The 13,059-nt window shown below is 50.6% G+C and carries 17 protein-coding genes; 12 read left to right on the plus strand and 5 right to left on the minus strand.

Translation table 11 applies throughout. The features are described from left to right. The first annotated feature begins 231 nt into the window (after positions 1-231). The 3 genes from FHS19_RS30280 to FHS19_RS30290 all read left to right on the plus strand — a co-directional run bounded on the left by FHS19_RS30280 (position 232) and on the right by FHS19_RS30290 (position 3,813). Entirely contained in the window at positions 232-1,836 is a 1,605-nt protein-coding gene (locus tag FHS19_RS30280; protein ID WP_246426926.1) for an extracellular solute-binding protein, read from the plus strand. A gap of 69 nt (positions 1,837-1,905) precedes the next feature. After that, a complete protein-coding gene (locus FHS19_RS30285) occupies positions 1,906-2,874 on the plus strand; it encodes an ABC transporter permease (protein WP_246426912.1) in 969 nt (322 codons plus the stop codon). A 12-nt stretch (positions 2,875-2,886) separates the two neighbouring features. After that, positions 2,887-3,813, plus strand: coding sequence for a carbohydrate ABC transporter permease (locus FHS19_RS30290; RefSeq protein WP_183586410.1), 927 nt, complete (start codon positions 2,887-2,889; stop codon positions 3,811-3,813). 116 nt (positions 3,814-3,929) lie between these two features. On the opposite strand, the gene FHS19_RS30295 is transcribed toward FHS19_RS30290, so the two are convergent. Beyond that, positions 3,930-4,862, minus strand: coding sequence for a LysR family transcriptional regulator (locus tag FHS19_RS30295; RefSeq protein WP_183586412.1), 933 nt, complete (start codon positions 4,860-4,862; stop codon positions 3,930-3,932). Positions 4,863-5,000: 138 nt separating this feature from the next. Here FHS19_RS30295 and FHS19_RS30300 point away from each other — a divergent pair, with 138 nt between their 5' ends. Both FHS19_RS30300 and FHS19_RS30305 read left to right on the plus strand, forming a co-directional pair. Then, positions 5,001-5,639, plus strand: coding sequence for an HD domain-containing protein (locus FHS19_RS30300; protein WP_183586414.1), 639 nt, complete (start codon positions 5,001-5,003; stop codon positions 5,637-5,639). A 166-nt stretch (positions 5,640-5,805) separates the two neighbouring features. Beyond that, positions 5,806-6,189, plus strand: a complete 384-nt coding sequence (locus tag FHS19_RS30305) for a hypothetical protein (protein ID WP_183586416.1) — start codon at positions 5,806-5,808, stop codon at positions 6,187-6,189. A gap of 47 nt (positions 6,190-6,236) precedes the next feature. Here the strand turns inward: FHS19_RS30305 and FHS19_RS30310 are convergent, their stop codons facing one another. Continuing rightward, a complete protein-coding gene (locus tag FHS19_RS30310; RefSeq protein ID WP_183586418.1) occupies positions 6,237-6,566 on the minus strand; it encodes a hypothetical protein in 330 nt (109 codons plus the stop codon). 204 nt (positions 6,567-6,770) lie between these two features. Between FHS19_RS30310 and FHS19_RS30315 the strand changes: the two genes are divergently transcribed. From FHS19_RS30315 to FHS19_RS30330, 4 genes are all read left to right on the plus strand, one after another. After that, positions 6,771-7,253 carry an SRPBCC family protein gene (locus FHS19_RS30315; RefSeq protein ID WP_183586420.1) on the plus strand — a complete coding sequence of 161 codons (483 nt, stop codon included), beginning with the start codon at positions 6,771-6,773 and terminating at the stop codon, positions 7,251-7,253. A 134-nt stretch (positions 7,254-7,387) separates the two neighbouring features. Then, a complete protein-coding gene (locus tag FHS19_RS30320) occupies positions 7,388-8,185 on the plus strand; it encodes an alpha/beta fold hydrolase (RefSeq protein ID WP_183586422.1) in 798 nt (265 codons plus the stop codon). A gap of 32 nt (positions 8,186-8,217) precedes the next feature. Beyond that, entirely contained in the window at positions 8,218-8,673 is a 456-nt protein-coding gene (locus FHS19_RS30325; RefSeq protein ID WP_183586424.1) for a YdeI/OmpD-associated family protein, read from the plus strand. A 26-nt stretch (positions 8,674-8,699) separates the two neighbouring features. Further along, complete coding sequence (locus tag FHS19_RS30330; RefSeq protein WP_183586426.1) at positions 8,700-9,503, plus strand: class I SAM-dependent methyltransferase; 804 nt, start codon at positions 8,700-8,702, stop codon at positions 9,501-9,503. 225 nt (positions 9,504-9,728) lie between these two features. On the opposite strand, the gene FHS19_RS30335 is transcribed toward FHS19_RS30330, so the two are convergent. After that, positions 9,729-9,857 (minus strand): VOC family protein, encoded by a 129-nt coding sequence (locus FHS19_RS30335; RefSeq protein ID WP_183586428.1) that lies wholly within the window; start codon positions 9,855-9,857, stop codon positions 9,729-9,731. Between the two features lie 124 nt (positions 9,858-9,981). Here FHS19_RS30335 and FHS19_RS35830 point away from each other — a divergent pair, with 124 nt between their 5' ends. Beyond that, positions 9,982-10,173, plus strand: a complete 192-nt coding sequence (locus FHS19_RS35830; RefSeq protein ID WP_376772001.1) for a YcxB family protein — start codon at positions 9,982-9,984, stop codon at positions 10,171-10,173. A 20-nt stretch (positions 10,174-10,193) separates the two neighbouring features. On the opposite strand, the gene FHS19_RS30345 is transcribed toward FHS19_RS35830, so the two are convergent. Further along, a complete protein-coding gene (locus FHS19_RS30345; RefSeq protein WP_183586432.1) occupies positions 10,194-10,832 on the minus strand; it encodes an NADPH-dependent F420 reductase in 639 nt (212 codons plus the stop codon). 128 nt (positions 10,833-10,960) lie between these two features. Here FHS19_RS30345 and FHS19_RS30350 point away from each other — a divergent pair, with 128 nt between their 5' ends. Beyond that, positions 10,961-11,314: a winged helix-turn-helix transcriptional regulator gene (locus FHS19_RS30350; protein WP_183586434.1), complete on the plus strand. Its 354-nt coding sequence runs from the start codon at positions 10,961-10,963 to the stop codon at positions 11,312-11,314. A 112-nt stretch (positions 11,315-11,426) separates the two neighbouring features. Here the strand turns inward: FHS19_RS30350 and FHS19_RS30355 are convergent, their stop codons facing one another. Next, entirely contained in the window at positions 11,427-12,176 is a 750-nt protein-coding gene (locus FHS19_RS30355; RefSeq protein ID WP_183586436.1) for a collagen-like protein, read from the minus strand. Between the two features lie 350 nt (positions 12,177-12,526). Between FHS19_RS30355 and FHS19_RS30360 the strand changes: the two genes are divergently transcribed. Further along, positions 12,527-12,994 carry a DUF3995 domain-containing protein gene (locus tag FHS19_RS30360; RefSeq protein WP_183586438.1) on the plus strand — a complete coding sequence of 156 codons (468 nt, stop codon included), beginning with the start codon at positions 12,527-12,529 and terminating at the stop codon, positions 12,992-12,994. Positions 12,995-13,059: the final 65 nt, after the last annotated feature.

Genomic DNA, 13,059 nt, shown 5'->3' on the forward strand with positions numbered 1-13,059 from the left:
TGGGATGCACTTTGTTTCAGAGATGGGAACCGGGAGGAGACAACATTCGGCATGCTTTTCCAAAATTTGACGATCCGTCAACAAGGCCCTGACTTTGCTGAAACAAAATACATGTACAGTAAAAGAGCGTGCATGGACTCATCCGAGCGGAGGTTGCTAACATGTGGGTGAAAGCTTTCCAACATGTTGTTCATGTCAAAACAAGCCTTGAGGAGGAATACGATCGTGAACATGCGTAACAAACGTGCAGGTTCCATGGCGGCCGTGTTAAGCGCCATCCTGCTGCTGGCTGGCTGTTCCGGGGGCGGCGATTCAAAAGGCGCATCCGCGGGCTTCCATGAGACGGGGCTGCCGATTGTCGATAAGCCGATATCCCTGACCATTGCCGGTACTTACGATGAACGAACAGGAACGAATTGGAATGAGCTTGAGACGATTAAGGAAATCAACGAAGGGACCAATGTCCAGATTAAGTGGAACCTCAGCCCGGGCACCGATTGGGCGACAAAGCGCAACCTGATTATCGCCAGCGGCGATCTTCCCGACGTGCTGCTGGAGCTCAGCAGCTCGCAGGTCGTGACGGGAGGCGCGGACGGCATGTTTATTCCGCTGGAGGATCTCATCGAGAAATACGCGCCGAATTTGACGGATTTTCTGAACAAATACCCCGAAGTCCGGCAGGCGATCACAGCTCCGGACGGGCATATTTACTCCCTGCCGATGGCGAATATGTCGGAGTATAAGCATGCCGACGGGAACACGCTGTGGGTGAACAAGGAATGGCTGAAGAAGGTCGGTTTGGAGATGCCGAAGACGACGGAGGAGCTCACGAAGGCTCTCGAGGCATTCAAAACGATGGACATGGACGGAGACGGCAATCCGAATAACGAAATTCCGCTGACCGGCGTCTTCGGCGACGCGCAGTACGGGTTCGGCTACCTGTTCGGTTCCTTCAATACGATAGACGAAACCTTTATTGTGCAGGATGACAAGGTGGTATTCGTCAGAGCGACGGAGGAGTTCAAAAATACGGTCAAATACCTGCACTCGCTGTATGAAAAAGGGCTGATCGATCCGGACAGCATGACGCAAAACTCCACCCAGCTGATCGCCAAGATATCCTCCGGCAAAAAGGCTTCGGTCGGAGCGTTCTTCGCCTGGAGCGCCGACCAGATCACCAACGCGGACTACCGGTGGGATTACGGCTCGCCGATGATTCCGCTCGCCGGGCCGGACGGCTCCCAGATCACCCCGCGCAACAATTTGCAGATGACTCCAGGCATGTTCGTCATCACAAAGGTCAACCCATACCCCGAGGCGACGATGAGATGGGTCGACCGGGCTTATGAGCCGGAGATGTCCATGAAGCTTCGCGAGGGTCCGAACCGTCTGAAGAAGCTGGCTGACGGCACGTATGACACCATCCCGAATCCGGACAACTATACGGCCGGCGAATGGAAGGTCAAAGAGACGCCTTACAATGACTTTGTCTACGGTTTCTCACAGGAAATGCGCGACAAGCAGATTCTGCCGAAAGCGGAGCCCGGGCAGCTGGATCCCGATTTTGACGAGTGGTACGAAGCTCTGGTTCCGTATATGAAGCCTTGGGTGTACCCGAATATTATGTTCACGGACGCGCAGTACAAGAGCATCGAGCAGTATCAGACGGATATCAAAACGTACACGGATAAAATGGAAGCCCAATGGATCGCCAAAGGCGGCATCGACGAAGAGTGGAATACTTACCTGGAGACGCTGAACAAGATGGGGCTGAGCGATTATACGAAGGTCTACCAGGACGGTTACGATACCAATAAAGCGAACCTGGCCAAATAGAAAAACTGCCCCCAACTTCCGTTATCGAGCGAGTTGATGGCCCCGCGTAACGTAAAGGACGGTTGATAAATGATGAACACCAAACTCGAAAGGACGGCGCTCGCACAGCTGAAGACGCCCGCGAAACCGAAGGCCGCTTCGCTGTGGCATCGGGTCATCCGCAACTGGCAGCTCTACGTTTTGCTGCTGCCACTATTGCTGCATTTCGCAATTTTTCAGTATGCGCCGATGTACGGTCTTCAGATCGCTTTTAAAAATTTTCGCGCCATTGACGGGATCTGGGGGAGCCCGTGGGTTGGCTTTGACCATTTCGAGCGCTTCTTCCGGTCCTACCAATTCTGGAATACGCTCCAAAATACGCTGCTGATCAATCTGTACGACCTGGTCTTTGCCTTCCCGATCGCGATCCTGTTCGCGCTCATGCTGAATCAGGTCGCCCGGCTCCGCTTCAAGAAATGGGTGCAGACCATTACTTACGCTCCGCACTTTATCTCGACCGTGGTATTAGTCGGTATGCTGTATATTTTTTTAAATCCGCGGACAGGGATGATCAACAATTGGATCGACCTCTTCGGCGGGGAACGGATCAATTTTTTCGGAGAAGCAGCCTGGTTTAAACCGATGTACGTCATCTCGGAGATCTGGCAGACGACGGGCTGGAGCGCGATCATCTATTTGGCCGCCTTGACGTCCGTTGATCCGCAGCTGCATGAAGCCGCGATTATGGACGGGGCCAGTAAACTTCAAAGGGTGCGGCATATCGACGTGCCCACGATTATGCCTGTCATCATGATCATGCTCATCCTCAAGATGGGACACTTCGCCTCCCTGGGCTTCTCGAAAGTGCTGCTGATGCAAAATTCCTTGAATATCGATTCGTCGGAAGTGATTCAAACCTATGTATACAAAACCGGCTTGGTCGGCGCGCAGTACAGCTACTCGGCGGCGATCGGTCTGTTCGACAACCTCATCAATTTTACCCTGCTGCTGACGATGAACCAGCTCGCCAAAAAATTGAAGCAGCAAAGCTTGTTCTAGGAGGGAGCGCTCATGGCTAAAACGGATGCATTCGATCATACCGCAAGGATTGCCCGTTCCCGTGCCGACAAAGTGTTTGACCTATGCAACTATACATTACTGTCCGTTATTCTGCTGATCGTCCTGTATCCTTTGTATTTCATCATCATTTCCTCGTTCAGCGAACCGACGGCCGTCAATTCCGGGAGCGTCAGCCTTTGGCCCAAAGGGTTTACGCTGGAAGGATACCGCATCATCCTGCAGAACCACGATGTATGGAGAGGTTACGCGAATACCATCCTTTATACGGTGCTGGACGTCGCTCTAAGCTTAGCGATTATGATCCCGGGCGGCTACGCCCTTTCGCGTAAGGAGCTGGGCGGGCGGAATGCGTTCATGGTGCTGATCGTATTTACGATGTTTTTCAGCGGGGGCATGATCCCGACCTATATGGTGGTCAAAAACTTGGGCATGGTCGACACGATCTGGGCGCTGTTTGTGCCCACAGCCGCATCGGCGTATTACGTCATCGTGGTCCGGACGTTCTTCCAAAATACGCTGCCGGAGGAAATGCTGGAATCGGCCAAGGTTGACGGCTGCTCGACCTTCCGCTTCTTCTTCCGCATGGTGATTCCGCTGTCGGCGCCCATCATCGCGGTCATGGCGCTGTTTACCGCGGTGTCCCAGTGGAACTCTTTTTTCAGCGCGCTGATTTATCTCCACGACGCGAATCTGTATCCTTTGCAATTAATCCTGCGCAGCATCCTGATTTCCAGCCAGATGTCGGCCCACGGCTCCGACGCCATCGTCGACCCGGAATCGATCGTGGAGGCCCAGCGGTACGCGGAGCTCATCAAATATGCCCTCATTATGGTCGCCAGCGTCCCGGTGCTGGCACTCTATCCCTTCCTGCAGCGTTTCTTTGTCAAAGGGATGATGATCGGTTCGGTCAAAGGGTAAGAATAACAACGAACTGCCGCGAAAATTGAAGTGCACCTCCAATGGTTAGCTGAAGTCTAACCATTGGGGTACCGTTCAACCGCGGCAGTTTTATGGTTGGAAGGGACTGAGCGCGATCAAGAGCGGGTTCTAGCTCTCGAGCGCCGCTTGGGGGCTGGATTGCCTAACTCGTTATTTTCCACAAATTGCTGAAGAAGGGAAATAAACGCCCGGGCCGCGTGGCTTAGAAATTTATTCTTATTGTTAATGATAACGATTTGCCGGTATAAGGTAGGATTGACGATAGGGATTGCGGATATAGCAACGTCACGGTTCAGATCGATCAGTGATTTGGATAAGATGCTGACGCCGGCACCCGATTTTACCAAATTGAAGATGGTACCGATGGAATTGGTTTCGACGAAAGGGGTCATCTGTTTGCCGGTCATGCGGCAGGTCGCATCCACTAACTGGCGGCACTTGTGGTTCTCGGGAAGCAAGATCAACGGCAGCCGGTCTACTTCTGCAAAGCCAATCTCTTTTCGCTGGGCAAGCTCATGGCTGGAGGAGACGGTTAAATAAAACTGTTCGAAGTATAAAGGGATTTTGTTCAGCCGGTCATCGTCGACGGGCAGAATGGTCACGGCCGCATCGAGTTCATTATTCAGTACCTTTTCCGTAACGTTTCCGGATTCAACGATTTTGATCGTAACGTTCGGATATTTCAGGTTAAAATCGACCAGAAGCGAGGACACCAAATGATTTAACTCTCCGGGGGGAGAGCCGATGGCGAGCGTTCCGCGATCTCCGCTTTGCAGTTCGTTCATTTGGTCTTTGGCGCTTTGGAGGGCATTGAAAATCACAGCTGTATGCGACTTCAGGATCCTTCCCGCTTCGGTCAGCGCGATTTTCTTCCCGATTCGGTCAAACAGAGGGGTGCCGATTTCGTCTTCAAGCGACTTGATCTGATGGCTCAGCGTAGGCTGGGTCACATTTAATTTATCTGCGGCCCGCGTAAAGTGAAGTTCTTCGCAAATCGCTTGGAAATATTCCAATTGCCGTATTTCCATGGTTCGTTTCCTCCCGATGTATAGAATCATGCGTTATATTTATCGTTATCATAGAAATCATAATATTGATCTATCATATACTGGATTTTACAATGAGGACATCAACAACACAATCCTTTTTTTGCGAGGTGTATGAAAATGTCCTTATCCATCGGTCATGTAAAAATCCCGGACAGCGCGTTAGCCAGACAGGCTGCCGAGCTGCTTCGGGATCATGGGGATGATTTGCTGTGGAACCATTCTCATCGGGTGTATCTGTTTGGTGCCGTACAGGGGGAGCAGGCCGGAATAACGTATGATGCCGAGCTGCTGTATATTAGTGCTTTGTTTCATGACTTGGGATTAACCAAGCATTTCAGCAGTCCGGACAAACGGTTTGAGGTTGACGGGGCCAATGCGGCAAGAAGCTTTTTGGAATCGCATCAGGTCCCGGAGGAGTCGATCCGGCGCGTCTGGGATGCCGTCGCCCTGCACACGACGATCGGCATTGCGCAGTATAAGGAGCCAGAAGTTGCGCTGATTTATTCAGGTGTGGGTTATGATGTCATGGGAGAAAATTTTGATGAGATCACACCGGAGGTTCGTGAACAAATCGTAACGGCGTTCCCCCGGAACCAGTTTAAAAGCAAGATCCTGAATGCTTTTCTGGAAGGCTTTAAGCATAAGCCCGAAACGACATTCGGAAACATCAAATCGGATGTATGCGAGCTGCTTCTTCCAGGATACAAACGCCCGAACTTCTGTGACTTGGTTCTTCACTCGCATTGGGACGAGTAAGTGGATATATTGCCTTTCTGAAAATAAACCGATGCCTTGCGGCATCGGTTTTTCATGCATTAGCCTTTTCATTCGAATCAAAGATTAACGCCAACTACTCAGATTTTATTGCGTTTTATGTATATATACTTCATTAGAATGGCGGGGAGGGATTCCAATCAAGAAGGTGCTCATTGGTGTATGCATCGTTACTTTGACGATTGTATCCGGATGCCTGAATCATCCTTCCGTGATCCAATTTACTGGCGAAAGTAAAAACTGGTCTGCAAGCTATACGATTACCAAAATGAATCGTGAAGATCATATGAACCGGTTCCAGATCCGGTACAAAGGGAAAGACCCGGCTAACGTGGGGAGAGTAAAATATAAATTCACCGGCACAACGAATAGTGGGAGCGGGGAACAAAAATTGTCAGGGAACAGAGACATCGTTAGCGGATCCGGAGGCAATGGCGCTATTCCGCTGGAGGATTCAACCATTCAGGTTACCGTCGAGTGGAGGGGCCAAAAGGAAGAGATGGAGCTTTCGACCGGAGCTTCCCGTAAATGATAAGCCCCTATCCACAAGGGACAGGGGCTGTTCCAGGGCCGAGCGTATTAAATCTTCTTTCCTTTGCCGTGCAAAATTTTTATTTCGCCGTTCTCATATCCGACCGTGTAGCTCATCCGGTAACCTTGATAGACGGTGTCGCTCTTGCGCCGCTCCTCGGCCGTAATATCAACGCTGACCAAAGCGCCGTCGTCCTCCTCTTCAAGCGTGGGGGAGCCAAGCATGATATAACCGGTATTCAGATATCCCGCCCGGAAATCCTCGTAACTGATCCCGCTCTGCCATTCGCTGCCCAGCAAGGAATACGCCGTGACGTAATCACCGTTATTCAGGCTTTGATAGAAGTAAGCGACAATGTCCCGCTCGTCCGCGACCAATATGGATAGATGCGAGAAGAGGATTTTGATAGATTGGAGTCAGTCCATCTTTTACAGCTGCCGGGTCTCCGATTGTTTTGGTGAGCTGGAGAGGATAAAAGCAATTCGCAAGAAATGGCAACCCGGTGGGTGTGCTACGATGTTGAGGTTAGTAAATAAGTGGGCTGATAGATTCATTTGTGGAAAATTGGAGGTTCGATACCCGTGACCAATCATCCGAGTAACAAAAGAACTGACACTGCCTCGAGAACGATCAAAGCATCGCCGCAAACCATTTATAAGGCATTCGTGGACCCTGAGGCTTTAGTAATATGGCTTCCTCCGGAGGGAATGAAAGGCCGGATTTTCGAGTTCAACCCCGTGGCGGGTGGAACCTACCGGATGGCGCTGACTTATTTAGAGAATGACCGTACAACGCAAGGGAAGACCTCTGAGGATACAGACGTCGTCCAAGGAACGTTCCTGGAACTCGTCCCGGACGAGCGTATTGTTCAGGCGGTGGTATTTGGATCGGATGATCCCGATTTTGCCGGAGAGATGAAGATGACATGGACTTTAGTAGCCGACCCGAAAGGCACCGTGTCTACGATCGTTTGCGAAAACGTGCCCCCAGGGATCCGGAAAGAAGATCACGACGTTGGTTTAAGGTCCACCCTGGAGAACCTGGCATTATATACGGAAAATTAGATTGATGAGTTGAACTCGTTAAATTTGGATTGTTAATAATAAAAAATCCATAAAAGATCGTGTATTTGTCGATTATGGTTAGCCTGGTTCGTTGTAATGATAGAGGACAAAATGAAGCAAGGAGGCTTTGCCTTATGAGTATAGTGACTTCGAAAGACGGCACGAGCATTGCTTACGACAAGCTTGGAAGCGGCCCACCGCTCCTGCTGGTCGATGGCGCGCTGTGCAGTCGGGGGAATGGCCCGAGCAGTGCCTTGGCTGCTGCATTACAGCAGGATTTTACCGTGTATACCTATGACCGTAGAGGGCGTGGCGATAGTGGAAATCATACGATTTATGGAGTTGATCGCGAAATTGAGGACCTTTCTGCTGTGATTGATGAAGCAGGAGGGGATGTATTTGTATACGGCGTATCCTCGGGAGCAGCGCTTGCCCTTGAAGCGGCAAACAAACTTTCGTCGATAAAAAAACTGGTGTTATACGAAGCGCCTTTTGTTACGGACGACAGTCGTGAAGCTGTTCCGGATGGATATGCAGCACAAATGGACGAACTGATTAGAGCCAATCGCCGGGGCGCAGCAGTCAAGCTGTTTATGAGAAAAGGAGTCGGACTGCCTGCCCTGGTCGTGGCCTTGATGCCGATGATGCCTGCCTGGTCCAAGCTTAAGTCGGTCGCCCATACGCTTCCTTATGACACCGTACTGACGATCGGGCAGCAGAAAGGGCGTAAGGAGACGCTGAAACGATGGTCGAGTGTCTCTGTCCCCACGCTTGTTGCCGTTGGCGGCAAGAGCCCGGAATGGATGCGCAATTCCATGAAGGAGCTCGCACAGGTTTTGCCGAATGCAACCCATCAAGTGCTTCCCGGTCAAACGCATATCGTGAAACCGGCCGCTTTGATGCCTGTATTGGTCGACTACTTGAAGGGATGAAAAATTCAAAATCATATAGAGGAGGTCGCGATATGGTAACATTTACTGCCGACTTGCAGCTGCACGGAAAAACCGCAACAGGAATTGAGGTGCCAGAGGAAGTAGTCAGAAGCTTGGGCTCTGGAAAAAAGCCTGCGGTTCGTGTTACGATTCAGGGATACGTGTTCCGGACCACGATTGGAGTAATGGGCGGGCGATTCTTGATTCCGGTCAGCACGGAGCATCGAAAGAAAGCGATGGTTGCCGCCGGCGACAAACTGGAGGTTCAGTTGGAGCTGGATACGGAACCGCGTGAACTTGTCGTGCCGGACGATTTCTTGTCGGTATTGTCGCATAACGGGATGGCTAAGTCTGCTTTTGAGAGCATGTCTTACAGTAATCGACGGCGCCTTGTTTTGGGCATTGAGGATGCCAAGACACCGGAAACCAGACAGCGGCGAATAGAGAAAGCTTTAAACGAGTTAAATGATTCCCAAAGTAAAAAGTGACACAAGAAGCGTATAAGGAGGCAATCATGCACTCTCGACACGATTATTTGGAATTGCGCCAAACCTTTGAGCAGGCGGCAGACCTGTACCAGCAGGCGCGGCCGGAATACCCGGAAGCATTGCTGGACGATTTGGTCCAGGCGGCTCATTTGCAGCCGGGGGATCGTCTGCTGGAAATCGGTTGTGCAACAGGAAAGGCAACCCTCCCGTTAGCTCAACGTGGATTCAACATGACATGCGTGGAGCTTGGAGCGGATCTTGCCGAAGCTGCCCGCCGCAACCTTGCCGGAATGGATGCCGAAATGATAACGGGGAGCTTCGAAGAGTGGCAGCCTGAGGCGGAGAAAAGGTTCGATTTGGTATTTGCCGCCACCGCTTGGAACTGGATTGATCCGAAGGTTCGGTATTCCAAGGCATGGCAGGTCCTTCGTCCCGGCGGACATTTGGCTTTTTGGAACGCCACTCACGTTTTTCCGGACGACGGGGATCTGTTCTTCCGTGAAATCCAAGACGTATACGATGAACTGGGTGAGGGCAAACCGAAAGACACCGACTGGCCAAGGCCGGGGGAACTGCAGGAGCAGCGGGAAGAGATCGGGAAAAGCGGCCTGTTTGAGGTCGTTCATGTTCATCATTTCGACTGGGAGCGCATCTATCATGCGGAAGAGTACATTAACCTTCTGAAAACGTTCTCCGGCCACATTCTTATGGAGGAATGGAAGCGTGAAAAGCTCTTCAGCGAAATCCGGGTTCGCCTGAACAGCCGTCCGGACTCGTCGGTCCGCCGCCATTGGGGCGCTGTTCTTCATGTCGCCCGGCGTTTAGACTGAAAGGGAAGATAAGCTAACGGCGAAATCATTTAAATGAAAAAGCTCCGATCGGAAACTGGGATCAACAGGCCAATCGGAGCTTCTTGTTTTTAGGATGATTTTTCTGAATCACAGGCTGTATGGTTTTAATCCGGATTCTCAATGATCTCGTAATAATTGTTTATTTTGTAATCCATAATCCTTTGCGTTTCCAGCAGTCGATCAATCTCGTTCTGAATTTTATTTTTATGTTCCATGAGAATGGAGAGTCTTTGAGGCTTTTAACTCCATGCCGAGGACTTTGCCGTAAAACGCAGCACTTTCATCAATGCTGTTTACCACAACGCCTACATGTTCCAGCTTTTGAATACCCATGATTTATCGCGCCCCCAGAAAGTAAAGTTTACTTGCTGAGGATCATGATATAACTTGGAGTATGCTCCAAGTCAACAATGGTTCTGGAGAATATATCCCACCGTGAAAGATTGGCTTTCTTTCCGTGAACGAAAGTATACATAAATGGCCCGGGATGAGAAGCATCGAGCACAATGATGAGTATATTTTCATTTTCCTGAATCAGACGATGGCGCATTTTATCCCGAAAAGGGCTTTTAAGAGCTCCGAAACCGCTGCTGTTTTCTTGAAAGAGGCGCAATCCAAGTGGGAAAGGGAATCCGAACAAACTGCGTAATAAAAAAATGAAGAGATTTATCAACGCGTTAACAAGGCAAAGGCTGCTCCTGGCGCTTGAAGCTGCTTTTCGCTGATGACGCAGGCAATCATCATGGATTCCTGCAGGCGGCTTCGGCTGATATCCCCCAGATCAATAACCGTTGACCAACCGAGGTCTTTCAACAGAGTCCTGACCTGCTCTTTGGACTTCAGGTTGTTCCCGGACATCAACATGACCGGTGAGCCTTCGCTAAAATGCGGGTGAGCCATGATTTGATCGCTGACGGTATTGAGTGTTTTAACGACAAAACTGTCAGGCAGCAGCTGTTGGACGATTTCCCCTGCAGATGTTTCGTTATGGAGCAAACGTGGCCCGCCGTCAAAGTATACGGCATTGCTGACGTCGATGACGGTTTTATGTTTTAAATAGGCAGGGTCGATGGTTTCCAGCACGTCTTCTAAACCGCCCCAGGGAAGCGCCAGAATCATCGTCTCTCCAAACCGGGCGGCTTCGTCAAAAGCGACCATTCCGACCGAACGACCGGTCTCCTTTGTCCAAGATGCGTGTTTCGGATGATCAGGCTCCCGGCTGCTCACGACAACGCGGTGGCCCGACATTGCTAATCCTTTACTTAACGCTTTACCTACATTTCCGGATCCCAAAATTCCGATTTTCATGTCGATCCTCCCCCTCACGAGCCATTATAGGCTCGGTCAATGCCGGGAACAATAAGGCACTTTTTTGTATCCAGACATGAGCGGCAGCATGGTGTATACTGTTACGAAAAAAAGCGGGAGGGAATCCAATGCCTGTACAGCTGAATGAGTGTCCGGTCGAGGTGGTCATATCCAGTTTAAGCGGAAGATGGAAGATACCGATATACCGGTATTTGTACAAAAACGACAAGCCCGTGCGTTACAGCGCATTGCAGCGCCATCTTCCTTCCATTTCCAAGAAGGTACTGACGGAACAGCTCCGCGAGCTGGAGCGTGACGGCATCATTGAACGGAAAACGTATGCGGAGCCCCGGCCCCGAGTGGAATATGCGCTGACTTCGGCGGGGCAGTCCATGATTGAATTTCTGGATCGGATCAGCGAGTGGGCAGAGAAGCATATGTATCCACAAAAGAAACTCAGCAAAGCTGACCTGGAATTCTAGTTGATAACTTGTATACAAATATGCCGCCAAATGCCAAGAAATCGCTATGCTAGTAGCAAAGCGATTTCTTGCGCATATATTACTAATAATCTTGGAGCCGCCGCCAGGTTGTTTAGGCCGACGCCAATTTTTCAATCACGATCGAGGCGCTAGTCGTAGGCGTTCCCCCGCCTATGCTGGCCTGCAGTGTCAGAGCACCCATGTTATCAATGCGGTTCAAAGTCAAGGTGCCTCCTGCCGTTAACAGTGCAACGACCTGACCCTGATAAGGGTTGTTGCCTGCACTGGAGCCATAGTTGCTGCAAGGAACCAGCGTGGCTGGCAGCGGTCCGGCGGCATCCGGATCGAAGAACAGGCCGAATGCGCTGTCCCCTGGAGTCGGGAACACTTCCCAGCTGATGTTATAGAAACCGGTTTCCAGGATATTGACGGTGGAAGGGCTGGTAAAGGAAGTGGCCGTTCCGATAATGTCAGAATTGTTAAAGGTGACGGCTCCGCCTTGGCCTCCGGGAGTGGGGGCTGCCGCAATGGTTTGAGCTACCGTACTGCACAGGAACGCAAACGACGCGATGCCTCCGGCAGGGCCGGCAGGACCTTGTGCTCCGGCAGGACCTTGTGGACCAGCAGGACCTTGAAGCCCAGGAAGTCCTTGTGCTCCCGGAAGCCCTTGTGCTCCGGGGAGACCTTGTGCTCCAGGGAGACCTTGCGGGCCGGCGGGACCTTGCGGACCGGCTGGAGCATTTACATTAACTTTCGGGGGAGGACAGTTTACCTTTACGACTTTTTTAACGATGCGGTGTTTCTTGTTTCTATGATGGTGAACAATCAGTTTACCTTTGCAGTGCTTTCTTGAACAGTGCAATGATATACACCTCCTGTCGATTTGTCTACAGAGTATGGGTTTGCTTCACATTTGGCATGGACTGATAACTATCATCTGCTAGACTAACGGCTATATTTCGAGAAAACAGGCTTCTGCGGGGGTGTTCCTGGGACAAGCGGTTTGCATGCCAATATCTGGCCAATACATAGGCATACAATGATAGACCGTTTCCGTATTCGATATTTTTAGAAGGCGATGTCTTTCTGACAAATCCGTAAAAACGATAGATAGCTTAGACAGAGAACATAAACTAGGAGTAGTTGCCTGCGCAGCACAGTACTTGTCCGGACATTGGTAGCAGTGCTATTCAAGGGAAGGGGGGGAGAGTAATGGTCGAGTATAAAAGAGTGTATATTTTCTCCGGGTTCATCGGGTGCCTTCTATTCGCGATCATCAGCTTTTACTGGGCAGGCGGAGGCATGATTGGCGTAAATACATTAGGTGGGTTCATTTATGACCAAGCTGTTGAAAGGGAAGCTTCGTTCATAGCCATGGTCTGGTTTACCGGATTCGTAAAATTAGGCGGCGGCTTATTTTTGCTGCTTCTTCTGAAACGATGGTCCACCATGACGAATCGGATATTATATTTCCTAGCTATACTAGCGGGAATCGCTCTATTCCTTTACGGCCTGGCCAACGTGATTTCTCTTGTTTTTGCCGGTATGGGGCTGCTGTCCCTGCAGATTGACGATTTTGCGCTCAGGTGGAGGCTCTTTTTTTGGGAGCCATTTTGGATGCTGGGAGGAGCGTTGTTTATCCTTGCTGCATTCAAGTTTAATAGAGAAGTCAAATCATGATCCTTTTGTTCAGCGGTCAACTTCTCATCGTTGGTCACCCTAATCATTTCTGAAATTTCATGGAA

Origin of the sequence: Paenibacillus rhizosphaerae, from assembly GCF_014192015.1 — a bacterium.
GTDB lineage: Bacteria > Bacillota > Bacilli > Paenibacillales > Paenibacillaceae > Paenibacillus_AQ > Paenibacillus_AQ rhizosphaerae.

Excerpts from the sequence above, each read along its gene's own strand:
- FHS19_RS30290 (WP_183586410.1), top strand. The coding sequence starts at position 2,887 with ATGGCTAAAACGGATGCATTCGATCATACCGCAAGGATTGCCCGTTCC.
- FHS19_RS30295 (WP_183586412.1), bottom strand. The coding sequence starts at position 4,862 with ATGGAAATACGGCAATTGGAATATTTCCAAGCGATTTGCGAAGAACTT.
- FHS19_RS30300 (WP_183586414.1), top strand. The coding sequence starts at position 5,001 with ATGTCCTTATCCATCGGTCATGTAAAAATCCCGGACAGCGCGTTAGCC.
- FHS19_RS30350 (WP_183586434.1), top strand. The coding sequence starts at position 10,961 with ATGCCTGTACAGCTGAATGAGTGTCCGGTCGAGGTGGTCATATCCAGT.
- FHS19_RS30320 (WP_183586422.1), top strand. The coding sequence starts at position 7,388 with ATGAGTATAGTGACTTCGAAAGACGGCACGAGCATTGCTTACGACAAG.
- FHS19_RS30330 (WP_183586426.1), top strand. The coding sequence starts at position 8,700 with ATGCACTCTCGACACGATTATTTGGAATTGCGCCAAACCTTTGAGCAG.
- FHS19_RS30360 (WP_183586438.1), top strand. The coding sequence starts at position 12,527 with ATGGTCGAGTATAAAAGAGTGTATATTTTCTCCGGGTTCATCGGGTGC.
- FHS19_RS30280 (WP_246426926.1), top strand. The coding sequence starts at position 232 with ATGCGTAACAAACGTGCAGGTTCCATGGCGGCCGTGTTAAGCGCCATC.
- FHS19_RS30285 (WP_246426912.1), top strand. The coding sequence starts at position 1,906 with ATGATGAACACCAAACTCGAAAGGACGGCGCTCGCACAGCTGAAGACG.
- FHS19_RS30325 (WP_183586424.1), top strand. The coding sequence starts at position 8,218 with ATGGTAACATTTACTGCCGACTTGCAGCTGCACGGAAAAACCGCAACA.
- FHS19_RS30345 (WP_183586432.1), bottom strand. The coding sequence starts at position 10,832 with ATGAAAATCGGAATTTTGGGATCCGGAAATGTAGGTAAAGCGTTAAGT.
- FHS19_RS30335 (WP_183586428.1), bottom strand. The coding sequence starts at position 9,857 with ATGGGTATTCAAAAGCTGGAACATGTAGGCGTTGTGGTAAACAGCATT.